This is a genomic window from Actinobacillus succinogenes 130Z, assembly GCF_000017245.1.
GTDB classification, from domain to species: Bacteria; Pseudomonadota; Gammaproteobacteria; order Enterobacterales; family Pasteurellaceae; genus Exercitatus; species Exercitatus succinogenes.
Map to the genome: position 1 here is coordinate 2236764 of NC_009655.1, position 22206 is coordinate 2258969.

The 22206-nt window shown below is 44.3% G+C and carries 25 protein-coding genes; 5 read left to right on the plus strand and 20 right to left on the minus strand.

Translation table 11 applies throughout. The annotated features are described in order from the left end of the window. Window positions 1–92: 92 nt before the first annotated feature. From ispF to ASUC_RS10560, 13 genes are all read right to left on the minus strand, one after another. Window positions 93–569 (minus strand): 2-C-methyl-D-erythritol 2,4-cyclodiphosphate synthase, encoded by a 477-nt coding sequence (gene ispF, locus ASUC_RS10500; RefSeq protein WP_012073753.1) that lies wholly within the window; start codon window positions 567–569, stop codon window positions 93–95. Between the two features lie 9 nt (window positions 570–578). After that, window positions 579–1292 carry a 2-C-methyl-D-erythritol 4-phosphate cytidylyltransferase gene (gene ispD, locus ASUC_RS10505; RefSeq protein ID WP_012073754.1) on the minus strand — a complete coding sequence of 238 codons (714 nt, stop codon included), beginning with the start codon at window positions 1290–1292 and terminating at the stop codon, window positions 579–581. Further along, on the minus strand, window positions 1292–1570 hold the full coding sequence (gene ftsB / locus ASUC_RS10510; RefSeq protein WP_012073755.1) for a cell division protein FtsB: 279 nt from the start codon (window positions 1568–1570) through the stop codon (window positions 1292–1294). The genes ispD and ftsB overlap by 1 nt, the downstream gene beginning before the upstream one ends. A gap of 117 nt (window positions 1571–1687) precedes the next feature. After that, window positions 1688–2305, minus strand: a complete 618-nt coding sequence (locus ASUC_RS10515; protein WP_012073756.1) for a NapC/NirT family cytochrome c — start codon at window positions 2303–2305, stop codon at window positions 1688–1690. A gap of 11 nt (window positions 2306–2316) precedes the next feature. Continuing rightward, window positions 2317–2745, minus strand: a complete 429-nt coding sequence (locus tag ASUC_RS10520; RefSeq protein WP_041834825.1) for a nitrate reductase cytochrome c-type subunit — start codon at window positions 2743–2745, stop codon at window positions 2317–2319. 55 nt (window positions 2746–2800) lie between these two features. Beyond that, the gene (gene napH, locus ASUC_RS10525; RefSeq protein WP_012073758.1) at window positions 2801–3697 is read right to left on the minus strand and encodes a quinol dehydrogenase ferredoxin subunit NapH; all 897 of its coding nucleotides are present in this window, start codon (window positions 3695–3697) and stop codon (window positions 2801–2803) included. Further along, the gene (napG, locus tag ASUC_RS10530) at window positions 3697–4602 is read right to left on the minus strand and encodes a ferredoxin-type protein NapG (RefSeq protein WP_012073759.1); all 906 of its coding nucleotides are present in this window, start codon (window positions 4600–4602) and stop codon (window positions 3697–3699) included. Before napG ends, napH begins: the two co-directional genes overlap by 1 nt. 141 nt (window positions 4603–4743) lie before the next feature. Then, entirely contained in the window at window positions 4744–7224 is a 2481-nt protein-coding gene (napA, locus tag ASUC_RS10535; protein WP_012073760.1) for a nitrate reductase catalytic subunit NapA, read from the minus strand. A gap of 33 nt (window positions 7225–7257) precedes the next feature. Next, a complete protein-coding gene (locus ASUC_RS10540) occupies window positions 7258–7521 on the minus strand; it encodes a chaperone NapD (protein ID WP_012073761.1) in 264 nt (87 codons plus the stop codon). Then, entirely contained in the window at window positions 7514–8047 is a 534-nt protein-coding gene (gene napF, locus ASUC_RS10545; RefSeq protein WP_012073762.1) for a ferredoxin-type protein NapF, read from the minus strand. Before napF ends, ASUC_RS10540 begins: the two co-directional genes overlap by 8 nt. Before the next feature lie 148 nt (window positions 8048–8195). Next, a complete protein-coding gene (locus tag ASUC_RS10550; RefSeq protein WP_012073763.1) occupies window positions 8196–9551 on the minus strand; it encodes a patatin-like phospholipase family protein in 1356 nt (451 codons plus the stop codon). A gap of 159 nt (window positions 9552–9710) precedes the next feature. Further along, window positions 9711–10007: a DUF5377 domain-containing protein gene (locus ASUC_RS10555; RefSeq protein WP_012073764.1), complete on the minus strand. Its 297-nt coding sequence runs from the start codon at window positions 10005–10007 to the stop codon at window positions 9711–9713. 8 nt (window positions 10008–10015) lie between these two features. After that, window positions 10016–10309: an alternative ribosome-rescue factor A gene (locus ASUC_RS10560; RefSeq protein WP_012073765.1), complete on the minus strand. Its 294-nt coding sequence runs from the start codon at window positions 10307–10309 to the stop codon at window positions 10016–10018. A gap of 95 nt (window positions 10310–10404) precedes the next feature. On the opposite strand from ASUC_RS10560, the gene ASUC_RS10565 reads away from it, so the two are divergent. Further along, the gene (locus ASUC_RS10565) at window positions 10405–11469 is read left to right on the plus strand and encodes an AI-2E family transporter (protein ID WP_012073766.1); all 1065 of its coding nucleotides are present in this window, start codon (window positions 10405–10407) and stop codon (window positions 11467–11469) included. A gap of 97 nt (window positions 11470–11566) precedes the next feature. Here the strand turns inward: ASUC_RS10565 and ASUC_RS10570 are convergent, their stop codons facing one another. The 5 genes from ASUC_RS10570 to ASUC_RS10590 form a co-directional block, all read right to left on the minus strand. Continuing rightward, window positions 11567–11968 carry a DUF2251 domain-containing protein gene (locus ASUC_RS10570; RefSeq protein ID WP_012073767.1) on the minus strand — a complete coding sequence of 134 codons (402 nt, stop codon included), beginning with the start codon at window positions 11966–11968 and terminating at the stop codon, window positions 11567–11569. An 8-nt stretch (window positions 11969–11976) separates the two neighbouring features. Next, a complete protein-coding gene (locus ASUC_RS10575; protein WP_012073768.1) occupies window positions 11977–12609 on the minus strand; it encodes an NUDIX hydrolase N-terminal domain-containing protein in 633 nt (210 codons plus the stop codon). 117 nt (window positions 12610–12726) lie between these two features. Beyond that, window positions 12727–14022 carry a surface lipoprotein assembly modifier gene (locus ASUC_RS10580; RefSeq protein WP_012073769.1) on the minus strand — a complete coding sequence of 432 codons (1296 nt, stop codon included), beginning with the start codon at window positions 14020–14022 and terminating at the stop codon, window positions 12727–12729. A 38-nt stretch (window positions 14023–14060) separates the two neighbouring features. Continuing rightward, window positions 14061–14660 (minus strand): factor H binding protein domain-containing protein, encoded by a 600-nt coding sequence (locus ASUC_RS10585; protein WP_012073770.1) that lies wholly within the window; start codon window positions 14658–14660, stop codon window positions 14061–14063. Between the two features lie 13 nt (window positions 14661–14673). Beyond that, window positions 14674–15090: a hypothetical protein gene (locus ASUC_RS10590; RefSeq protein ID WP_012073771.1), complete on the minus strand. Its 417-nt coding sequence runs from the start codon at window positions 15088–15090 to the stop codon at window positions 14674–14676. A gap of 154 nt (window positions 15091–15244) precedes the next feature. Here ASUC_RS10590 and ASUC_RS10595 point away from each other — a divergent pair, with 154 nt between their 5' ends. Beyond that, window positions 15245–15589, plus strand: coding sequence for a helix-turn-helix domain-containing protein (locus ASUC_RS10595; RefSeq protein ID WP_012073772.1), 345 nt, complete (start codon window positions 15245–15247; stop codon window positions 15587–15589). A gap of 73 nt (window positions 15590–15662) precedes the next feature. Here ASUC_RS10595 and eno read toward each other — a convergent pair whose 3' ends face one another. Next, a complete protein-coding gene (eno, locus tag ASUC_RS10600; protein ID WP_012073773.1) occupies window positions 15663–16964 on the minus strand; it encodes a phosphopyruvate hydratase in 1302 nt (433 codons plus the stop codon). Window positions 16965–17069: 105 nt separating this feature from the next. Beyond that, a complete protein-coding gene (pyrG, locus tag ASUC_RS10605) occupies window positions 17070–18698 on the minus strand; it encodes a glutamine hydrolyzing CTP synthase (RefSeq protein ID WP_012073774.1) in 1629 nt (542 codons plus the stop codon). Window positions 18699–18897: 199 nt separating this feature from the next. Here pyrG and truD point away from each other — a divergent pair, with 199 nt between their 5' ends. The 3 genes from truD (at window position 18898) to ASUC_RS10620 (ending at window position 22155) form a co-directional block, all read left to right on the plus strand. Then, on the plus strand, window positions 18898–19905 hold the full coding sequence (gene truD, locus ASUC_RS10610; protein WP_012073775.1) for a tRNA pseudouridine(13) synthase TruD: 1008 nt from the start codon (window positions 18898–18900) through the stop codon (window positions 19903–19905). A 250-nt stretch (window positions 19906–20155) separates the two neighbouring features. After that, the gene (locus ASUC_RS10615; RefSeq protein ID WP_012073776.1) at window positions 20156–21559 is read left to right on the plus strand and encodes a cytochrome c peroxidase; all 1404 of its coding nucleotides are present in this window, start codon (window positions 20156–20158) and stop codon (window positions 21557–21559) included. 191 nt (window positions 21560–21750) lie between these two features. Further along, the gene (locus tag ASUC_RS10620; RefSeq protein WP_012073777.1) at window positions 21751–22155 is read left to right on the plus strand and encodes a MerR family transcriptional regulator; all 405 of its coding nucleotides are present in this window, start codon (window positions 21751–21753) and stop codon (window positions 22153–22155) included. Window positions 22156–22206 lie beyond the last annotated feature (51 nt).

Consider the following 22206-nt stretch of genomic DNA (forward strand, 5'->3'; position numbering starts at 1 on the left):
CTCGACATGCTCAGACCTTAAATTGGACTAAATAACCAATTGATTAAGGTGCAACGCATATTGAACCTTTTTATAAAATAAGAAAATTAAAACTAAGCCTTCACTAACAACACTACGGCTTCGGTTGCAATGCCCTCGCTCCGTCCGGTAAACCCCAGTTTTTCCGTGGTCGTGGCTTTGACATTAACTTGATCAATACCGCATTGCAAATCTTCCGCAATCACCGCGCGCATAGCGTCGATATACGGACGCATTTTAGGTGCCTGAGCGATAATCGTCACATCCACATTGCCGACTGCATAACCTTTTTCCTTTACCCGTCGAAACGCTTCGCGCAACAGGATCCGGCTATCTATATCTTTAAATTGCATATCCGTATCGGGAAACAACTTACCGATATCACCCAATGCTACGGCGCCGAGCAAAGCATCGGTTAGCGCATGCAACACCACATCACCGTCGCTGTGCGCTATAAACCCCGTATGATAAGGTACTTTTACTCCGCCGATAATTAATGGGCGCGCTTCACCCAAAGCATGCACATCGAAACCATGACCGATTCGAATCATAACGTTATCCTATTTATTCGTGTTTTCTCTGTTAGTTCGTTGACTTAAATAAAATTCGGCAAGGGCTAAATCTTCCGGACGCGTCACCTTAATGTTATCGCTACGCCCCGTCACCAAGTGCGGTCGGAATCCCGCCGATTCCATCGCAGAAGCTTCATCCGTAATATTGAGTCCCTGTGCCAGCGCCCGTTCTAACGCATGACATAGCACTTCCGCCCGAAAACACTGCGGCGTTTGTGCAAGCCAAATAAAATTGCGGTCTTCAGTTCGGCTAATTTGTTGATTTTTATCGGCTCTTTTAATCGTATCTACTGCCGGTAAAGCCAAAATAGCACCGTTTTCATCGTTAATCCGCAATAATTTGTCCAAATCTTCATGGGTGATGCAGGGACGAGCGGCATCATGTACCATCACTTGAACTCGGGCGGGATGTTCAATAGCCTTCAAGCCGTTTAATACGCTCTCTGCACGGGTTTCGCCGCCAACGACAATTTGAATGCGCGCATCCCGTACCAGCGGTAATCGGCGAATATAAGGATCATCCTCGGCGATCGCCAAAATCACATATTTTACCGGCGGATAAGTTAACAATGCGCCGACGGTATGCTCTAAAATCGTTTTGCCGTGAATATGCAGATATTGCTTGGGTTTATCCGCCTGCATACGGCTACCCACGCCCGCCGCCGGCACGACGGCAACAATTTGCCGGGAAAGTGCGGTCATTATTTGTGCTCTTTTGTAATACGATAAAAGGTTTCGTTTGGTTTTACCATTTCATATTGCAAACGGGCGCGCTCCTGAATGGCGTTAACCCCGTCCTTCAAATCTTTGATTTCCGCCGCAATCACCTGATTGCGTTGTGATAATTTGGTGTTTTCTTCTTTATGAACGGCGATTTCTTGTTGGGTTTCTTGGTAATCCAAATAACCGTTCTTGCCAAACCATAAATCATACTGGAACAGCATTAGTACAAAAGCCAAAATAATAATCAGTAAACGCATAAACCATCACATTTTATGTTCATTAAAATTTATAGTTTAGGGGAAAACGGCGAACAAAAAAAGACCGCAACCAAAAGTGCGGTCAATTTTTTTATAGTTTTATCGTTTCGCTTCAAATTAATTCGCTTTTGAAGCGTCGTCTTGTTTTTCCAGCATATCTGCCGGAATGAAGGATTTTTGCACTTTTTCCATATGAGGCAGATTGTGTGCGATACCTTTGTGACAGTCGATACAGGTTTTTCCCTGTTCCTGCGCAGCGGCGTGCATTTCCTGCGCCACATTTTTCTGCTGCGTGAAGTCCATATCGTCAAAATTATGACAGTTACGGCATTCTTGCGAATTATTGGCTTTCATTCGTGCCCATTCGCGTTCAGCCATTTCCAAACGATGCGCTTCGAATTTTTCTTTGGTATCCACCTTGCCGGTAATATGTGCGTACACTTCGCCGGCGGCCTGTAATTTACGCGTCCATTTCGGAATAAATTCATGAGGCAGGTGGCAATCCGCACAAATGGCTTTTACCCCGCTGCGATTCGAATAGTGAATCGTTTGACGGTATTCCGGCACCACATCGTTCATGTGACAGCTTGAACAGAATTCTTCCGTATTCGTGTGTTCCAATCCGACGTTGAAACCGCCCCACGCAAGAATACCGCCGATTGCAGATAATAATACGACCGCACCGACCGCCATTTTGCTCGGACTACGGAACCAGTTCCAGAATTTCTTGATCATTGCCTTGCTCCTTATTTACCTTGCGTTTTGCGAATAGTTTCAAATTTATTCTGAACAATCGGATTCACGTCGGTTTGTTGAACGTGGCATTGTAAACAGAAATAACGGCGCGGAGAGGTTCCTTCTGTGCGTTTACCGTCACGATCCAAAAAATGGCTTTCCGGTACGCGCGGCGCGCCTGTGGTCGGCGAAACTTCGGGCGAATGACAGCCTAAACACTGGTTGGCATTTTTAGTCACCTGTAAACCGCGAATACTGTGCGGTACCAACGGCGGTTGATGCGGGAAAGTCGTCGGAATATTGCCCACGTCTTTTTGCGGATTGGTGTAGGCAGGCGCGACATTTTCCGGCATTTGCTCCATCGTCAGGTTTGACGAGGGCGTTTCGGCAACCGCGAATCCCGCAAGTGCGGTCAAAATAAGGGCGAGATATTTTCTCATCATTAAATCACTCCGTTAAATTTAGAATTCTTTATATTCTCTTTTGCTGAAGAGGTTATTCGATATTTTTTATATGCACTTGCTTCTCGAAACGGGAACCAAAAGCAAAAACATTTTCAGGGCAAACGTCAATACAACGTCCGCAAGTTATACAATCTTTCTCCAGTATAATTTGGCTGTCGTGCTCCGAACCGTGCAACGGTAAGCGTAACACTTGCGGTTCCGGACACACATTGTAACAGTCCATACAACGGTCACAACGGGCGCGATCGACCACATTGACCTTGATCAAACTTTTCGAACCGATCAAGCCGTAAACGGCACCGATGGGGCAAAGATGTCCGCACCAACCGTGTTCGACAACCAATAGATCGAAGAAAAATACGACCGCGACCAGCCATAAGGTCGCTCCCAGTCCGTAAACAAACACACGTCCGAACGCCGCTACAGGATTAATCCATTCCCACAGTAACGTACCGGAAACGGCACTTCCCGCCAAAATAACGGTTAACAAAACATAACGTAAATTACGCGGAAGTTTTGCCGTTTGCCGAATCCCCAATTTACGGCGTAGCCATGCCGCAGTATCCGTTACCATATTCATCGGACAAACCCAGCTGCAAAAAGCCTTGCTGGCGACAACGGCATAAAACAGCACAATAATTAAAGCGCCGATAATCGTTGTCCATTCCGGTAAATAACCGGTCGCCAGACTTTCTGCCGTAATCAACGGATCCGTTAACGGCACTACATCAAACAACATACTGGAACTGTAGTTACCTTTTAAAATCCAGACATTCCAAAGCGGTCCGGTCAAAAACATCAGAATGACGCTTAACTGGCTTAAGCGACGCAAAATCAAAAAACGGTACGCATGCCACCAGCCCAGTTTCTGACGCGCTTCCAAACCCGCATTTTTGGGTTTATTCGGGGTCGTTTTGGTGATTGCCATTATTTCACCCCCTTAGTATTTAATTCTAAATCAGGGAAATGCTGCGGCGCATCAACCGTTGTTGAACGCGGAACATAATCATCCGCGGCACGACTTGGCGTCGCCACTTTTTGATTCGGTTTCACTTTCATGTGTTGATATGTCGGTTCGGACAATCCTTCCGGCATTCGCGCATCTAAAGACGGACGCAGACCATCAGGGTGCTGCTCTTCCAATAAAGCTTTGCCCGCATTTTGTTTCTCCTGCCAGCCTAAACGGTAATGACGTCCCAACAGGCCTTTTGCCAAATCCATCGGCAATACTTTGATGGCAGCTTCTTCCAACACGCAAGCCTGTTCGCATTTGCCGCATCCCGTACAAGCGTCGGAATGTACGGTCGGAATCAACTTAGCATGGATATGGGTACGATCGTTGTGAACGTTTTCCAGAGTAATGGCTTTGTCAATCAACGGACAAACACGATAACACACGTCACAACGCAATCCTTGCCAGTTCAGACAGGTTTCATGATCTAACAATACCGCCAGTCCCATACGGGCGTCATCGATATCTTTCAGTTCTTCACTTAACGCACCCGTCGGACAGGCATTCATACAAGGAATATCGGGGCACATTTCACAAGGTTTGTCACGGGCTACAAAATAAGGCGTACCGGCTTCCATGGGGGAAAGCAGACTCGCCAAATGCAGCATATCGTAAGGACAAGCTTGCACACACTGACCGCAACGGGTGCAGGCCGCCAGAAAATCTTTCTCCGGCAACGCGCCCGGCGGACGTAACGCCACACCTTCTTTGGCATTTGCCTGATGTTGTTGTAATCCGAGGATAACACCCACTCCGCAAACACCGGCTGCGGTTCTCGTCACATTCTTTAAGAATTGGCGACGGTTCGGATCCAATTTCATATGCAGTTCCTATATTTCAGGTAACAACGTACTTCTTCTATATACGTTCCACCGAATGTCGATAGCCTACGGGACGTATCGAATACGCCCCCTCAATCGGTCGGTTTTCACAAAAACAGAGAAAATTCCGACCGTACTTTGTTATGCTTTGACGACTTTAACCGCGCATTTTTTATAATCCGTTTCGAATGAAATAGGATCCGTTGCATCCAAGGTCAATTTATTGGTTAACTGACCGGCATCAAAGAAAGTGGTAAAGATTAAGCCTTCCGGCGTTTTATTACGACCACGGGTATCCAAGTGGGAAATCATCTCGCCGCGGCGGGTAATTAATTTCACTTTGTCACCGTGACGAAGACCGCGTTTCTTCGCATCTGTAGGGTGCATCCATACTAAGTTATTCGGGAACGCTTTGTGTAATTCCGGTACCCGACGGGTCATAGTACCGGTATGCCAGTGTTCCAGCACACGACCGGTACATAACCATAAATCGTATTCCTCATCCGGGCTTTCCGCCGGTGCTTCATAAGGCACGCCTAAGATAATAGCTTTATTATCCGGATTGCCGTAGAATGCCACTTCTTCACCCGATTTTACATACGGATCGTAACCTTCACGGTAGCGCCATAAGGTTTCTTTACCGTCAACCACCGGCCAACGTAAACCGCGCACTTGGTGGTAGACATCAAACGGAGCCAAATCGTGGCCATGCCCGCGACCGAAACTTGCATATTCTTCGAATAAGCCTTTTTGCAGATAGAAACCGAAATGATCCGCTTCATCATTGATGTAACCCGGAATGTTTGTCGGCACTTGGAATTTGTCCACCTCACCGTTTTTATACAAAACTTCGTAAAGCGTTTTGCCACGATATTCCGGCTTTTGGGCCAATAATTCTTCAGACCAAACTTCATCGGTTTTGAAATATTTAGAGAATTCGACGATTTGCCATAAGTCGGAGCGGGATTCGCCCGGCCCCTTCACTTGCTGGCGCCATAACTGGGTGCGGCGTTCCGCGTTACCGTAGCCGCCTTCTTTTTCCACCCACATACAAGTCGGTAGAATCAAGTCTGCGGCAACCGCACTGGTGGACGGATAAGGGTCGGAAACCACAATAAAGTTTTCCGGATTACGCCAGCCGGGGAACGTTTCCTCATTAATATTCGGGCCGCCCTGCATATTGTTAGTACACATTTGCCACAAAAAGTTAAGTTTACCGTCTTTCAAAGCACGGCTTTGCGCTACGGCATGGAAACCCGGCACCGTCGGAATAGTGCCCGCAGGTAATTGCCAAATTTCTTCAGCTTTGGCGACATGTTTAGGATTGGTCACTACCATATCCGCCGGCAAACGGTGAATAAAAGTCCCTACTTCACGCGCCGTACCGCAAGCGGAAGGCTGGCCGGTTAATGAAAACGGTCCGCAACCCGGTTTGGAAATTTTACCGGTAAGCAAGTGCACGTTGTACATCATTTGGTTCACCCAAACACCGCGGGTATGCTGGTTGAAGCCCATAGTCCAGTAAGAAACCAGATTTTGTTCCGGATCCGCATACATTTTCGCTAACGTTTCCAGCTGATCTTTCGGTACGCCGGAAATTTCATGAGCTTTATCCAAGGTATATTCGGAAACGATTTTTTTGAATTCTTCAAAATCGGAATCGTACATTTTACCCGCTGTTTTAGCATTAGTCCCTTGTTGTAACGGATGTTCCGGACGTAAGCCGTAACCGATGTTGGTTTCCCCGCGTTTGAATTTGGTATGTTTGTTGACGAAATCCCAGTCGACTTTATCGTTTTGGATAATGTAATTGGCGATATAATTTAAGATCGCCAAGTCTGATTGCGGTTTGAAGATAATCGGGGTGTCGGCCAGTTCAAAGGAACGGTGTTCGTAAGTAGACATCACGACTACTTTTACGTTATCTCCGGACAAACGGCGATCGGAAATACGGCTCCATAAAATCGGGTGCATTTCCGCCATGTTCGATCCCCAAAGTACGAATGTGTCGGCTTTTTCGATATCGTTATAACAACCCATCGGTTCGTCCATACCGAAAGTACGCATAAATGCCACCGCAGCAGACGCCATACAGTGGCGGGCATTCGGATCGATAGTGTTGGAGCGCAGACCGGCTTTCCATAATTTCACTTTAGCATAGCCTTCGTAAATGGTGGTTTGACCGGAAGAAAACATCCCTATCGCATTCGGTTCTTTTTTCTTCAGAATGTCTTTGATTTTTTCCGCCATGATGGTGAAAGCTTGCTCCCAAGAAATCGGTGTGAAATCCCCTTCTTTATCAAATTTACCGTCTTTCATACGCAGCAACGGTTGCTGAACACGGTCGGCACCGTACATGATTTTCGACAGGAAATAACCCTTAATGCAGTTTAATCCGCGGTTGACTTCCGCATCCGGATCGCCTTGGGTTGCCACGACACGACCGTCTTTAGTACCGACCAACACGCTACAACCGGTTCCGCAATAACGGCACGGCGCTTTATCCCAGCGAATACCGTCATCCGCAGCCTGTACGTTTTTTACCGGAATCGTGATTCCGGCGGCGGCGGCTGCAGCGATTGCCGCATTGGCTTTCATAAAATCTCTACGATTAAGTTCCATAACTATTCCCACATTTTAGATTAAAAATTAAATTTACGATTCATCGATATAATTCGAAATCAGTGAGACGACAATCACTCCGTTCACATTTTTGACTTCATTGATTAAATCGGATAAAGCTAAATGCTGATCGCTTTCCAGTGTTACGATCAATTTACCTTCTTCCGGTTTTTCACCGTGGATCTCGGCGTGCGGAATGTTTAAAATATCCGCTTTAACTTGTTCCAGTTTTACCGGTTTAGCCTGCACGACTAAACTGCACACATACCAGTTTTCACTTGTTTTTAAATCACTCATTGGTTGTTAATTCTTTTAAAATTTTGACCGCACTTACCGGGCAAACGCGCAAACAGGCACCGCAACCGTTACAGGCTCGCACATTCACTTGCGGTTTAGCGATACCGCCTATTTCCCGCTTAAAACGGATAGCGCGACTTTCACAGTTATCTTCGCAGGCTCGGCATTCTACCCCCCGAAATGTCAGACAAAATGACTGAATTTCAATTTTATGCGGCCAAGCCGGTTCGTCCAAAGCGCGAAAAACCGGTTGTCGGCATACTGTCGCGCAATGTCCGCAAAACGTACATTCCGAGCGGGTAAAATCAATTTCGGGAAATCCGCCGGCACCGACGATTAAGACGCCGGTTTCGCATGACCGCACGCAATCGCCGCAACGGCTGCACTCTGCGACAAATGCTGTTTCCGCTACCGCCCAAGGCGGCCGTATACCGTTGAAACCTTGTGTCTTCTCTCTTTCCGATTGCAATGCGGTTAAAAACTTTCCTCGCAAAAATTGACGGCGAGGCAATATTGTTTCTGCCAAAATACCCGAATCCCTATATTATCGTTTACAAATTATAAGGCAGTGCACTTGTTTTTTTATTACCTATCATGGGGTATTTCATTATAAAAACTGTGATCTATTGCGCAAAATCAATAAATTTCCAACCGCACATATTCCTCTTTGCACATTATTGTAATGCGCTCAGCGCTTCACGATATTCCGCAGAATTTTGTAACAGAATTTGCGCAGCCCGGCGTAAATCGTCCACATCGGATTTCGGTAAATAAAAAGACGTGCCGATATTCAGGACTTTTTGTTTTAATTCTCCCTCAGGCAACTCTTTCATGCTCAGCCCGACGAAATGCAACGATACTTTCGGACCGCGTTTTTTCATTTTATAACGGTTCCAGTTATCCGTGAACTCACGGAATCGGCGCAGAGAATTTTGTGTAGTATTGTCAATCGGCACATTAATTATAGTATTAATCACTTCGCTCATACCCGGAACATCCGCCGATTTATCCGTTTCGTTGCGAACCTCGTTTTGAGCATTCACGTTAATCACCACAATATTTTTCAAATTCAGTTTCTGCACATGTTCATACATTTGATCTAATCCCAGTACATCCGACATATCCAGCAGACTTGCCAGCCCCAGATTATCGGTTAATCCGCCGTCCACCAAATGGATATAAGGTCGTTCCTGCGCATTTTGGTATTGGGTTAACATATGTTTGGTTTCTTCAATATTTTTGACAATCAAGCCGTTAACCGTCTTTTCTCGCATAACAAATTCTTTCGGCATAGCGAAATGACAATTACCGCCGTAATTATTCAGCGTTAACGGAGCAAAAACCAAAGGTACGGAACTGGATGCCGCCACCGCACGGGCAATTTCCAAATCATTCAGATTCAAGCATAAACCGTCGAACACATCCTGGGTAAAGGTTATTTTTTGCCCCATATTCATATCCGTTGCGCTAATTACCGCAAAAGGTCCTTTACGGTTTTTATCCAAATCCTCGAAGGTTTTGCCGTGATAAAGGGTAATATTCAGCTGTTCCTGCAATAAATCCCCCCGACCGAATTGCGGTGAAGTCAAGCGGGGAAGATTGGATACCGAGAAAACCTGACTGATGACTTCGCGCTGAAAATTTTTCTTAAGAAAATTATCGGAGAATTTAGGTACGACCTCCCGTCCTTCCAGTGCAAAATAACTTGCCAGCACGGAACCGCCGGATACGCCGTACACCAAATCGATATTATCCAGCAACGTCATACCTTTTGCCGTCGGGCGTACACCGGCATTTTTGAATTGTTCCAACACGCCGTAACCTAACGCCGCCGCACGCGAACCGCCGCCGGAAAACATCACTATAATCAGGTTGCCGTCCCGCGTGTTTTCCGCGACTACCGGACGCAGACGGTATCCTTGCCGTTCATTCACCCGGCTGATAGTTTCCACCGGTTGATAGGTGACTAAATTACACGCCGACAGCAACGTCGCCGTCAATATATAGAGGGATTTTCTAAGTTTACCCATATTATTTTCATTCTCTCGAAAATACAGAATCTTAAATAAGAAATAAAAAGAAAAAACGACAAAATCCCATACCGTACCGATGAGAAATGTGAGTTCGAATAGTACAAATCCTCCGTTTCGGGAGGATTTTACGGGGAATATTTCAGAATAAGCGCCGACTTAAGCTTTCGCCAAACCGAGTTGCCCGATTTTCACCCCTAAATTGCCCAATGAAACCGGATCCAAATAATCCGCCAGAAAGATGAAAAGTTCGTTTAATTCCGTAAAAGTGCGGTTGATTTTCACTTCATTTTCCACTTTTCGGGTGAATTCGTAACTGACCGTTCCGCCGTCCACATGGGCTTCTAATGTCAGATAAACGGTTTCGAAAAAATGGCTGTGCGCACCTTCTTCACCCGGATCACTGATACGCACATTCCATGTATTGCTGAATAATAATTCTGTGTTTGCCGACATATTCACCTCTAATTTAGCATGTCATGTTTATTAATTAAGAAAAACCCGATGATAAAATCTCTGACACGAGACATTTTATCATCGGGCTTTTCAAATATGGATTTCACGAATTTCGGTTTGCGTTGGTAACTGCCTTTACCCTTCAATTTTTTCTCGACGCGTTGGCGAAACAAAGGATCATGCAATAACGCCTGCAGCGCATTATCCCGGATCGTTCCGCATTGGTGTCGGTAAACCGTACGGTTTCGCGTTTCGGTAACGGAAAGTGCGGTTTGATTTTTCCGTGTTTTTTTCTTTACCATGGTTTTCTCCTGTGAATAAACGGCGGTCATTATATATGTAAATCGGACGAATTTTAACTTATAATCAAGAAAATTTCTAATGAGGAAAGCATTCAATGGTCGAGCTATTTAAAAGTTGGTATCAGCGTAATTTCAGCGATCCCCAGGCTATGGGGCTGGCTGCTATTTTGCTGTTCGGTTTTATCGCCCTTTATTTTTTCAGCGGCTTAATCGCTCCCTTGCTCATTGCGCTCGTATTGGCGTATCTGCTTGAAATTCCCATTAATTTTCTGAATGCTAAATTTAAAATCCCCCGCCTGCTTGCCATTACGTTGATTCTCGGCGGGTTTATCGGTTTGGTGGCGGTTATCGTATTCGGTTTACTGCCGAATCTGGTGGGACAAACCGTTAACTTATTGAGCGATTTACCTAATATGTTCAATAAGTTACATGAATGGGTCGCGACGCTGCCGGAACATTACCCCGAATTGGTGGATTATCAGTTAATCGACAGTTTGTTCAGTTCTACCCGGGAAAAAATTCTGGCATTCGGCGAGAGTGCGGTCAAATTTTCACTCAGTTCGATCGTCAATCTGGTCAGCATCGGGATTTATGCCTTTTTAGTGCCGTTGATGATGTTTTTTATGCTGAAAGACAAACAGGCGCTACTTTCCGGCGTAACGAAATTTTTACCGAAAAACCGTCATCTCGCCAGTCAGGTTTGGACGGAAATGCAACAGCAAATCGCCAATTATATTCGCGGGAAATTACTGGAAATCGCTATCGTCGCCGCCGTGACTTACGTTATTTTTCTGTTCTTCCAGTTGCGCTATCCGCTTTTACTGGCCGTAGCCGTGGGCATTTCCGTGCTGATTCCGTACGTAGGCGCCGTCATTGTCACTATTCCGGTGGCGCTGGTGGCATTCTTCCAGTTCGGTGCGCAGGCCACGTTCTGGTATATCATGACCGCCTATATAATTTCCCAACTGCTGGACGGTAACCTGCTGGTGCCGTTTTTATTCTCCGAGGCGGTGAATTTACATCCGCTCACCATTATCGTCGCTGTACTGATTTTCGGCGGCTTGTGGGGTTTCTGGGGCGTTTTCTTTGCTATTCCGTTAGCAACATTAGTAAAAGCGGTGGTTAACGCCTGGCCGGAAATTGAAACGAAACAGACATAAAAAATAAGCAAAAATTCGACCGCACTTTTGGCGACCGATAATGAAATCGGGCAAAAGTGCGGTCGTTTTTTTAACGTTTTTCGCTATATTTCTTAGTTTATTTCAACCATTCGGCAACTAATTTATCGGTGATTTGTTCGTGCGACCACATGCCGCTTAAATCCGGTTCCGGATATTTACTGTGGTTGAAACCCACTAAACGGGTGAAATCAAAGGATGCGTGCGGATAACCGTTCACCAGTAAAAACGCCTGCATGCCGTCGTCCGTCCAGCAAATCTGAAAAGTACGCGGTTCGTGTTTTCCTTCGATATCATTGCTGCTGTATACAAACAGGCTGTCCACCACCGGTTGTTCTTGTTCGGTATTCAAGGCATAAAAATAACCGGTATCGCCGTCGTCCTCAAACATTACCACCAAATGATCATGCTTGATAGAATGGGCGCCAAATCGTTTAGCCTGCCCAATTAAATGTTTATCTTCCAATACTAAATGTAACATTTGTTTCCTTAATCAAATTGCGTTATCCATTGAGGGCTGCGATGGGCTTTAAAACACAGCTTCACTTGTTCTACGGTATTCTTTTCGCCGTCCATTTCAGGGATTTCATTTATATCGAAATAAGCGGATTGCAATGTTTCGCTGTTCGGCTGAAATTCGCCGCCGAGCAGTTCGCACATTACAAAGGTTTTCAGCACCCGATGGGCAAAAACCGGGTAATTTCGCGCATGCTGTTCGTGAATGGCGATGATAAATTGCGGATTAACGGATAATCCCGCTTCTTCCTGCACTTCTTTAATCGTATTGCTACGAATGGTTTCAGTGACGTCGATCCAACCGCCGGGTAACGACCATAATCCCGAATTTTCCTGCACCAACAGAATTTTACTATCTTTAAAAATCGCCGCTCGGGAATCGATTTTCGGCGTTTGATAACCTTGCTCGTTACAGAATAAATTTTTGACTTTTTCCACCGGAATGTCCGTTTTATAACTCAACATTTCCGCCGCAATGTCCCGCAATTGCCCGTAACGTTCAAGATCATAAACATTTTTACTGTATGCTAATCCGTTCTGAGCTATGGTTTGGATTTGAGTTGCCCACGTAAGCCAGGGTTCGGTGAGTAATTTATCATCTGTCATATATTTGTTATGAATCCAAGTTTGTAAGGGTGTGTATTGTATCACTAAGATAGAACTATACAGAATTTTTCATTGATAAATAATTAAGATTTAATCTTTCTTACTTGGCACTAAACCCTAAAATACTTTTTCAAACACAATGGTAGCATTCTTTTCCTGATAAGAATAAAGCGAATCTAAATTACTCTTTTGTTTTTTCCAATTTAAACTCAACTTTGGAGTGATATTCCATAAATGCCAATCTCTCTTCCAAAGCTGCGCAATAGCGGTATAAATATGATCTTGACGAGTTTTGTTCAAGGGCAAAATCCCACCAAGAATCGCTTCCGCTTTGAACTGACGAATAGTTGCCCCCATGCTTAATTTAGTAGAAATTCCCCAAGAATATTCTTGCAACCAACCGATTCTGATATTTTTTATATCCGAACTATATTGGCGTTCCTGCATATTTTCTCGTGAAAAAGTTGTCCCGATATACCATATATGTTCGGGGTTTCGATACCAGATCAGGCTGGTAGAAAATGTTTTAATGTTTCCCGAAAATTCCTTATTTTTAAAGAAATTACGTTTCTCATATTCAAGTGTATGGTAACTTTGCCAATTTGATGATAGCCATAAACCGTAATCGAATTGAACTCCGTTTGACCAATGGTACGAATTGCCGCCATACCAACGCTTATCATAGAAAGGTCGAATACGAATCGTCTGATCATTTTTCTTGTATGCATACCCCATAAAAAAGCGATTAGACAAATCATCATATTGATGATTATCCCAATACGTTTTTCCTATCGTTTCATTATTTAATGACAAATAATGGGATTGATAGATATTGAAATCTTTACCAATACTTAAGTTATAGGCTAATCCATTAGCTTTTTTCGGCAACATATTTTCACTTTTTATAAATCCGGTATTTTCTATATCAATCCTATCAGATACATTCTCTACATTGTTCGTTTTAATATAAGAAAAACCGCCTTCAATTTGCCAACTATTACGTTGATTGAGCGCATCAATGTATTGTTCAATCAACCTATAAGCCGAATCAGGTAAGCCCTTAGCACTCCTCACTTTGTCCAGCTGTACTCTAGCTGCGGCATCCTGATGATCCATAAACAAAGCGATCGCAAGTTCCGTTCTCATCGAATTTAAATCGGGACGATAACTGATGATTTTCCGATAAATATTAATCGCCGTAACATAATCTTTTTGTATAAACGCTAATTTTGCTTGAGCATAAGCAATAAGAATCGGATCTTTATTTTTCTCTTGAAAATAATCCCGTAATAAAATTTGAATCTGTTGACCGTTCTGCCGATAAATTGCCTGCTTTAAATTATATTCAATTGATAAATCCTGTGCTAAAACGGCTGAACTAAAGAAAAGACAGAGGAAAAGATAAAATCGCATAAGATAAAATAAAGCTCCCTTTAACAGGGAGCGAAAAACTAATAACGAATACCGCCAAAAGCTGTGTTATAGGAACTGTCATTAAATGTGGCAATACCTGCCGCTTCTTTTGCATCTTTACCGAACAATCCGCCTTCATAGGTACCTGTTTGTGATATTGTAGTCGCGACACCATCAAACTTAGCGCCATTTAATTGAGTTTTGTGCAATGTAATATCTTGTAACCGCCCATCATTTAACATATTAAATTCAATTTTCCCATCAATGGTTTTTTGAGAAAAATCTGCATTTAATACGGTTCTGCCGCCTTTGGAAGGCAAACCTGTGATACCGTCTACCCAATATGCAGTCCCGATATAAGTTGCTGAACCCGAAGGTAAATTCGTTGCCGGCGTACCTTGATAACGAACTTCTTTTATTGTTTTGGTATCATTAATCCAAACACCATAAAAAGAATCATCGTGATTTTTTCCATAAAACTCACCATCCGTAGTCTTGGCTACGATGTCACCTTTCGGGCTATGAGAAAGATCGATCCGAGTGCCGTCCGGTGTTTCTGCCGTACCGCCGCCACCTCCGCCACCACTACATGCCGTTAAACAAGCAACCAGTAACGTAGAAAAAATAAATTTTTTCATACTCAAACTCCTTTTAATTATTCTCTAATTCCTGATCTACCGTTTCTGGAGAAATGGTATACATTCCACCATTTAACGGATCGACAACAAACCAACCGACTAAGCCACCAAACACTAGATTCCCTAAAATATATTTTCCGTTTGCCATGGTTGATAAAGAATATTCACTATCTTTATAACCTTCTTTAGAGAAAGTCACTTTATAAGTTTTCTTACCAAAGTAACTACCATCGTGTTTTTCCAAAATGACATTTGCTGGCGTAACGCCGGTTTGCACTACCTTGCCGGTTTCATCCTGAATAGAATAATTTGCTCCGGCAGGATTACTGTTAATTGAAATTGTCTGAGTTTTATCTCCTACGATAGTTGCGCAACCTGTTAACAAAACTCCAACACCTAACAATGCACTAATAAGCAATTTTTTCATCATAATTTTGTTCCTTAGTTTAGTGATAAGTATATTTAATGTTTACCAATCTATAGATAAGTAAACAAACGTATTATTACTCATCTATAACGCTGTTTTCAAGATAGAAATTCAACAAAATATCAATAGATGAGTATTTTTTAGTAAAGGTTAAAAAATGGCGCAGCTATTGGCAGTTGAGGCAGATAAACTGATTGGACAACGTATTCAACAAAAACGGAAAGAAATGGGATTTTCCGCAGAAAAATTGGCGGAATATATAGATCTGTCGCAACAGCAGTTATCCCGTTACGAACGTGGGGCAAGTAAAATTAATGTGGCGCATCTTATTGATATCGCCATTTTCTTAAAAACACCAATCAGCTGGTTTTTTCAGGACTGTTTTCCGAATGAATCTTTAGTTAATAATTTAAGTATGTCTGAATCCGATCAGAAATGGGCGGAATTATCGGAACTGCAAAAAGGTACGTTTATTGCATTTTTAGAAACCGTCCGAAAATAAGAACGATAAGAAACGACCACACTTTAAAAGTGCGGTCGTTTTTCTATCGGTTTTTAATCAACTCAATCAGCAATTAAGCTTGACCTTTCACCGCTTTTAACCCTAAGAACGGCGCTTTGTCGCCTAATGCTTCTTCGATACGGATTAATTGGTTGTATTTCGCAACGCGGTCTGAACGGCTCATTGAACCGGTTTTGATTTGGCCTGCTGCAGTACCGACTGCTAAATCTGCAATCGTCGCATCTTCGGTTTCACCGCTGCGGTGTGAAATAACCGCCGTGTAACCTGCGTCTTTAGCCATTTTGATTGCGGCTAAAGTTTCGGTTAATGAACCGATCTGGTTGAATTTGATTAAGATAGAGTTCGCGATACCTTTTTCGATACCTTCTTTCAAGATTTTGGTGTTGGTCACGAATAAATCGTCACCAACTAATTGAACGTTGTCACCTAAAACTTTAGTTTGATACGCAAAACCGTCCCAGTCGGATTCGTCCTGACCGTCTTCGATAGACACGATTGGGTATTGTTTGCATAATTCTTCTAAATAGTGAGTAAATTCTTGAGAAGTGAATGAACGACCTTCACCTTTCATTTCGTATTTACCGGTTTCTTTGTTGTAGAATTCGGAAGACGCGCAGTCCATCGCTAAAGTTACGTCTTTACCTAACGTATAGCCTGCTTTTTCAACGGCTTCTTTAATGCACGCCAAAGCTTCCGCATTCGAACCTAAATTTGGCGCAAAACCGCCTTCGTCACCGACTGCGGTGTTATAACCTTTAGCTTTTAATACTTTAGCCAAGTTGTGGAAGACTTCTGAACCGATACGTACGGCCTCACGTAAAGTTTTCGCACCGACCGGCTGAATCATGAACTCTTGAATGTCCACGTTGTTGTCTGCGTGTTCACCGCCGTTGATGATGTTCATCATCGGTAACGGCATAGAATATTGACCCGGAGTACCGTTTAATTCTGCAATGTACGCGTAAAGAGGTAAGCCTTTTGATGCTGCCGCCGCTTTGGCATTCGCTAAAGACACGGCCAAGATTGCATTCGCACCGAATTTAGATTTGTTGTCGGTACCGTCTAAGTCGATCATGATTTGATCGATTTCGGCTTGGTTAGATGCGTCTTTACCAACTACTGCTTGAGCAATTTCGTTGTTTACTGCGGAAACCGCTTTTAATACACCTTTACCTAAGAAACGTGATTTATCGCCGTCACGTAATTCTAACGCTTCGCGGGAACCGGTGGATGCGCCTGACGGTGCTGCCGCTAACCCTACGAAACCGCCTTCTAAATGCACTTCCGCTTCAACAGTTGGGTTACCACGTGAGTCGATAATTTCACGACCGATGACTTTAACGATTTTTGCCATTTTTGTTTTCCTCTTAGTTAATCTAAAATGGGTATATAACTCAAATATAGTATCTGTATTTCGTCGTTTTGTCTTGCAAAACTTTATGATCTTTTGATCAAACCACTACTTTTTCTGATTTTCTTTTGCCGCTTTCACAAAACCTGCGAATAACGGATGACCGTCGCGCGGGGTGGAAGTGAATTCCGGGTGGAATTGGCAAGCTACGAACCAAGGGTGATTCGGCACCTCGATAATTTCTACCAATTTTCTGTCCGCACTTAAACCGGTTACTTTTAAGCCCGCCGCCTCAATTTGAGGCAATAAGGTATTATTCACTTCATAACGGTGACGGTGGCGTTCTTCGATGGTTTCTTTACCATATAATTCACGTGCTTTAGAACCTTCGATCAAATGACATTGTTGGGCGCCCAAGCGCATGGTACCGCCTAAATCCGAGTTTTCGGAACGCTGCTCTACATTGCCCTCCGCATCCTGCCATTCGGTAATCAGACCGATTACCGGATATGCGCAATCTTTTACGAATTCTGAAGAATTAGCGTCTTTCATACCGGCAACATTACGTGCATATTCGATTAATGCCGTCTGCATTCCCAAACAAATACCAAGGTAAGGAATATTGTTTTCGCGGGCATATTGTGCGGTTAAAATTTTACCCTCTACGCCACGATAACCGAACCCACCCGGCACCAAAATGCCGTCCAGGTCTTTCAACACATCCGTGCCTTTGGTTTCCACATCCTGCGAGTCGATATATTTAATGTGAACGGTCAACCGGTTGGTTAACCCCGCATGTTTCAATGCTTCGTTAACGGATTTATAGGCGTCCGGCAATTCTACATATTTCCCTACCATACCGATGGTGACTTCGCCCGTCGGATTGGCCTGACGGTAAAGCACTTGTTCCCATTCCGACAAATCCGCCGGTTTGCCTTCCAGGTGAAAACGGTTGCATACGAACTCATCCAAACCTTGAGATTGCAATAACGCCGGGATCTGATAAATAGATTCCACATCTTTTAAGGAAATCACCGCTTTTTCCGGTACATTACAGAATAATGCGATTTTTGAACGCTCGTTCGCCGGAATCATGCGATCCGAACGACAAATCAGCACATCCGGCTGAATACCGATGGATAACAATTCTTTAACGGAATGCTGAGTCGGTTTGGTTTTTACTTCACCCGCCGTCGGAATGTACGGCACTAAGGTTAAATGCATGAAAATGGTACGTTCGCGCCCCACTTGCACCGCTAACTGACGCAATGCTTCAAGGAAAGGCAAAGATTCGATATCACCCACCGTTCCGCCGACTTCGATAATCGCCACATCATAACCCGCCGCACCGTCAATCACGCGCGCTTTGATTTCGTTGGTAATATGAGGAATAACCTGAATAGTGGCGCCCAAATAATCGCCTCGACGTTCTTTACGTAACACTTCGGAATAAATTTTACCGGTAGTGAAGTTATTGCGTTTGGTCATTTTGGTTCGGATAAAACGCTCGTAATGCCCTAAATCCAAATCCGTTTCCGCTCCGTCTTGCGTAACAAACACTTCACCGTGTTGGGTCGGGCTCATAGTACCCGGGTCAACGTTAATATAAGGGTCGAGTTTCATGATGGTAACATTTAACCCGCGCGCCTCAAGCAATGCCGCCAAAGACGCCGCCGCAATTCCTTTACCTAATGACGAAACCACACCGCCTGTGACAAAAATATAATTGGTAGCCATATAAGAACCTAAAATGTTGGGGGTAAAAAAGAGTTGATATAATGTATCAAGACGGGAGCATAGTTTATATCAAACAGGCTTTAAACTCAATCGACAGACGCAAGAATTTAGTGCAAATTCTCTTTCGGATTTGTCTCCAAAGTGCGGTCAATTTCGTTATAATTTTGCAAAATCCCTATCAATAAGGCAGCACAAGAAAATGTTAGATTTAGCCTATTTACAAACTGCGCCGGAACAGACCGCGCTTTTAAAACAGCAAGCCACCGATTTTATCGTGCGGGAAGAACTGGGTTATCCGTTATCCGGCGACGGCGAATTCGCGGCGGTGAAAATCCGTAAAACCAACGCCAACACAATCTGGGCGGGCGAACAGTTAGCTAAATTCTGCGGCATTTCCGTTCGCAACATGAGCTACGCCGGTTTAAAGGATCGCAACGCAATAACCGACCAATGGTTCAGTCTGCACATGCCCGGTAAACCCACGCCGGATTTCAGCCGGTTCCGTATTGAGGGCATCGAAATACTGGAAGTCACGCGTCACAACCGTAAAATCCGAACCGGCAGTTTGCAGGGTAACCATTTCGATATTTTACTGCGTAATGCCGATGCGACGGAGGAACTCAACCGTCGCCTGAATCTGGTTAAACGACTGGGTTTTCCCAATTATTTTACCGAACAGCGTTTCGGCCGGGACGGACATAATTTAACCGAAGCCATGCGCTGGGCAAAGGGTGAAATTCAGGTGAAAGATCGTAAAAAACGCAGTTTTTATCTTTCCGCCGCGCGCGGCGAAGTATTTAATCTGGTGGTGTCCGACCGCTTACAAATGGGACTTGCCACTCAAGTGATGCCGAACGATATTCTACAACTTGCCGGTTCCCATAGTTGGTTTCAGGCGAATGAAAAAGAAGATTTAAACGCCTTGCAAGTGCGGTTGGAACATCACGACATTTTACTTACCGCTCCCCTTATCGGCGATCCGCCGCAATCCGCCAATGCGCTGGAAAATCAGGTGGTTGCACAACATCAAGCGCTACTGACTCTAATGAAGCGGGAACATTTGAAGCCGGCGCGGCGTCCGCTGTTAATGCGGGCACAAAATCTCAACTGGCAATTCGAACCGACGGGATTACGTCTGCAGTTCTTCCTGCCCGCCGGCAGTTACGCTACGGCATTAATCCGTGAATTGGTACGTGTCGTCGATTAATTTATTTGCCAAGTGCGGTAAAAAATCCTTCGTTTTGATTCATAATTTTCGGAAAATAATCTTGCTTTCGGAGCCGTCGGAAAAACCGATGTACCAAAAACGTTACGTTTTTCGACCGCACTTTTCCCTCCGCTTTCCATGGCGTTCATTTATCGTTTTCCCTTATTGATTTAATAGATTTTTCAATCAGCAAAAACCACACGATTTATAAGATAATTCACACGCCTTTTTACTACATAGGAGTGACTCTATGAAAAAATATTTATTATCCGCGGTCGGGATTGCCGCAGTAGGATATTTTTCGATGGTCGGCTACGCCCATTTTTTCGATAAGTCCCAATCGGAAAAGCTTTATGCCGCGACAGATGTGCCGACGCAGTTTAAGCCCGTCGCTAAAGTGATGTTCGACAACGGTTGTCAATATTGCCATGCGCCGAGCGCGGAATTGCCGGGTTATGCTTCTTTCCCGGTAGCCAAACAACTGATGGCGGAAGATATTCGCAAAGGATTGCGCAGTTTCCGTTTGGATCAAATGTTTGACGGCATGAAAGATCCAAACAAATTGTCCGAAGCGGATTTAGCCAAACTGGAACAAGTACTGCGTAACGATGAAATGCCGGAAGTGAAATTCCTGCACGTTCACTGGGGAAGTCGTCCTGACGAAAATGAAAAACAAGTAGTATTGGATTGGATTAAACAACAACGGGAAGCGCATTTTGTACCGAAAAATACGGCAGGTGTCGACGCAAACCGTTTAGTACAGCCGATTCCCGACACTATTCCGACGGATCCGCACAAAGTGGCGTTGGGCGAAAAACTGTATTTTGACGGACGTTTATCCGGCGACGGTTCGATTCAGTGTCATACCTGTCACCAGCTTGCTCAGGCGGGCGTCGATAATTTACCGGTTTCCGAAGGAATCGACGGTAAAAAAGGCGGAATTAATGCTCCGACCGTATTCAATGCGGCATTTAACAAATGGCAATTCTGGGACGGTCGCGCAAAAACCTTAGCGGATCAAGCAGGCGGTCCGCCGACCAATCCGGTGGAAATGGGCTCAAAAGACTGGGATGAAATTATCGCCCGTTTGGATCAGGACGAAGCGTTCAAAAAAGAATTTTTATCCGTGTTCCCTGAATTAACGCAAGCAACCGTAACGGAAGCCATCGGTGAATTTGAAAAAACACTGATTACACCGAACAGCGCGTTCGACCGTTATTTAAAAGGCGAACAAAACGCTTTGAACGATCAACAAAAACGCGGTTACCAATTATTCAGAGACGCCAAATGCGATACCTGCCATACCGGCACGGCAATGGGCGGGCAATCTTTTGAATATATGGGAATCTATGACGATTATTTCAAAGCCCGCGGTACCGAATTAACGGATGCGGATAAAGGACGATTCGCCGAAACCCAGGATCCTCACGACATGCACCGCTTCAAGGTGCCGACTCTGCGTAACGTGGCGTTAACCGCACCTTATTTGCATGATGCGACGGCCAAAGATCTTAAAGAAGCGGTTCGCGTAATGGGGCATTACCAAAGCAACAAAGACTTTTCGGATGCGGAACTTGACGACATCGTTTCCTTCTTAAATTCTTTAACCGGCGAATTCAAAGGCAAACTGTTAACCAATGAAAAAATGAAATAATTTTTCGTAACTTGTGGGAAGCCGTTACGCTTTCCACAAGTTTTTTGCTTTTCCCTTCATCGTCAATTTCCCGTCATTTCGCTAATCCGCGCTCCGTTCAATTTTGATCATTTAGCATAACTCCTTACTTGTTTATAACATGACTCAAGCAAGGTAAACTATGAACTTTACGCCAAGACAAGGATTATTTTATGCAAATTAAAGAATTTTCGGCGAAAACAGGACTGTCCGCCGATACTTTGCGTTATTACGAAAAAGAAGGATTACTAATGCCGGAACGGAATGCTAACGGTTATCGCCGTTACAGCGGCCGCGATTTGGAATGGGTGGAGTTTATTCTTCGTCTGAAACGAATGGATGTGCCCTTAATACAAATCAAAGAATACGCCCGATTACGCCACATGGGCGATTCAACCATTCCCGAGCGTTATGAAATTCTGCTCGCCCATTATGAAAATCTGGTGCGAAAACAGCAGGAATTGGAAGAGCATCAAGCGCTTTTAGCGCAAAAACTATCGCTTTACCGCTCGGCTATGCAAAAGCCCTTAAACAACAGCCCGCTCCAACAGAAAAAACCATCCCCGGCAAAAAAGTGAAAAATCCGCATCGTATTCAGCCGGATACGGCCTTTACAGATGCGGAAAAGT

Excerpts from the sequence above, each read along its gene's own strand:
- ispF (WP_012073753.1), bottom strand. The coding sequence starts at position 569 with ATGATTCGAATCGGTCATGGTTTCGATGTGCATGCTTTGGGTGAAGCG.
- ispD (WP_012073754.1), bottom strand. The coding sequence starts at position 1,292 with ATGACCGCACTTTCCCGGCAAATTGTTGCCGTCGTGCCGGCGGCGGGC.
- ftsB (WP_012073755.1), bottom strand. The coding sequence starts at position 1,570 with ATGCGTTTACTGATTATTATTTTGGCTTTTGTACTAATGCTGTTCCAG.
- ASUC_RS10515 (WP_012073756.1), bottom strand. The coding sequence starts at position 2,305 with ATGATCAAGAAATTCTGGAACTGGTTCCGTAGTCCGAGCAAAATGGCG.
- ASUC_RS10520 (WP_041834825.1), bottom strand. The coding sequence starts at position 2,745 with ATGAGAAAATATCTCGCCCTTATTTTGACCGCACTTGCGGGATTCGCG.
- napH (WP_012073758.1), bottom strand. The coding sequence starts at position 3,697 with ATGGCAATCACCAAAACGACCCCGAATAAACCCAAAAATGCGGGTTTG.
- napG (WP_012073759.1), bottom strand. The coding sequence starts at position 4,602 with ATGAAATTGGATCCGAACCGTCGCCAATTCTTAAAGAATGTGACGAGA.
- napA (WP_012073760.1), bottom strand. The coding sequence starts at position 7,224 with ATGGAACTTAATCGTAGAGATTTTATGAAAGCCAATGCGGCAATCGCT.
- ASUC_RS10540 (WP_012073761.1), bottom strand. The coding sequence starts at position 7,521 with ATGAGTGATTTAAAAACAAGTGAAAACTGGTATGTGTGCAGTTTAGTC.
- ASUC_RS10550 (WP_012073763.1), bottom strand. The coding sequence starts at position 9,551 with ATGGGTAAACTTAGAAAATCCCTCTATATATTGACGGCGACGTTGCTG.
- ASUC_RS10555 (WP_012073764.1), bottom strand. The coding sequence starts at position 10,007 with ATGTCGGCAAACACAGAATTATTATTCAGCAATACATGGAATGTGCGT.
- ASUC_RS10560 (WP_012073765.1), bottom strand. The coding sequence starts at position 10,309 with ATGGTAAAGAAAAAAACACGGAAAAATCAAACCGCACTTTCCGTTACC.
- ASUC_RS10565 (WP_012073766.1), top strand. The coding sequence starts at position 10,405 with ATGGTCGAGCTATTTAAAAGTTGGTATCAGCGTAATTTCAGCGATCCC.
- ASUC_RS10570 (WP_012073767.1), bottom strand. The coding sequence starts at position 11,968 with ATGTTACATTTAGTATTGGAAGATAAACATTTAATTGGGCAGGCTAAA.
- ASUC_RS10575 (WP_012073768.1), bottom strand. The coding sequence starts at position 12,609 with ATGACAGATGATAAATTACTCACCGAACCCTGGCTTACGTGGGCAACT.
- ASUC_RS10580 (WP_012073769.1), bottom strand. The coding sequence starts at position 14,022 with ATGCGATTTTATCTTTTCCTCTGTCTTTTCTTTAGTTCAGCCGTTTTA.
- ASUC_RS10585 (WP_012073770.1), bottom strand. The coding sequence starts at position 14,660 with ATGAAAAAATTTATTTTTTCTACGTTACTGGTTGCTTGTTTAACGGCA.
- ASUC_RS10590 (WP_012073771.1), bottom strand. The coding sequence starts at position 15,090 with ATGATGAAAAAATTGCTTATTAGTGCATTGTTAGGTGTTGGAGTTTTG.
- ASUC_RS10595 (WP_012073772.1), top strand. The coding sequence starts at position 15,245 with ATGGCGCAGCTATTGGCAGTTGAGGCAGATAAACTGATTGGACAACGT.
- eno (WP_012073773.1), bottom strand. The coding sequence starts at position 16,964 with ATGGCAAAAATCGTTAAAGTCATCGGTCGTGAAATTATCGACTCACGT.
- pyrG (WP_012073774.1), bottom strand. The coding sequence starts at position 18,698 with ATGGCTACCAATTATATTTTTGTCACAGGCGGTGTGGTTTCGTCATTA.
- truD (WP_012073775.1), top strand. The coding sequence starts at position 18,898 with ATGTTAGATTTAGCCTATTTACAAACTGCGCCGGAACAGACCGCGCTT.
- ASUC_RS10615 (WP_012073776.1), top strand. The coding sequence starts at position 20,156 with ATGAAAAAATATTTATTATCCGCGGTCGGGATTGCCGCAGTAGGATAT.
- ASUC_RS10620 (WP_012073777.1), top strand. The coding sequence starts at position 21,751 with ATGCAAATTAAAGAATTTTCGGCGAAAACAGGACTGTCCGCCGATACT.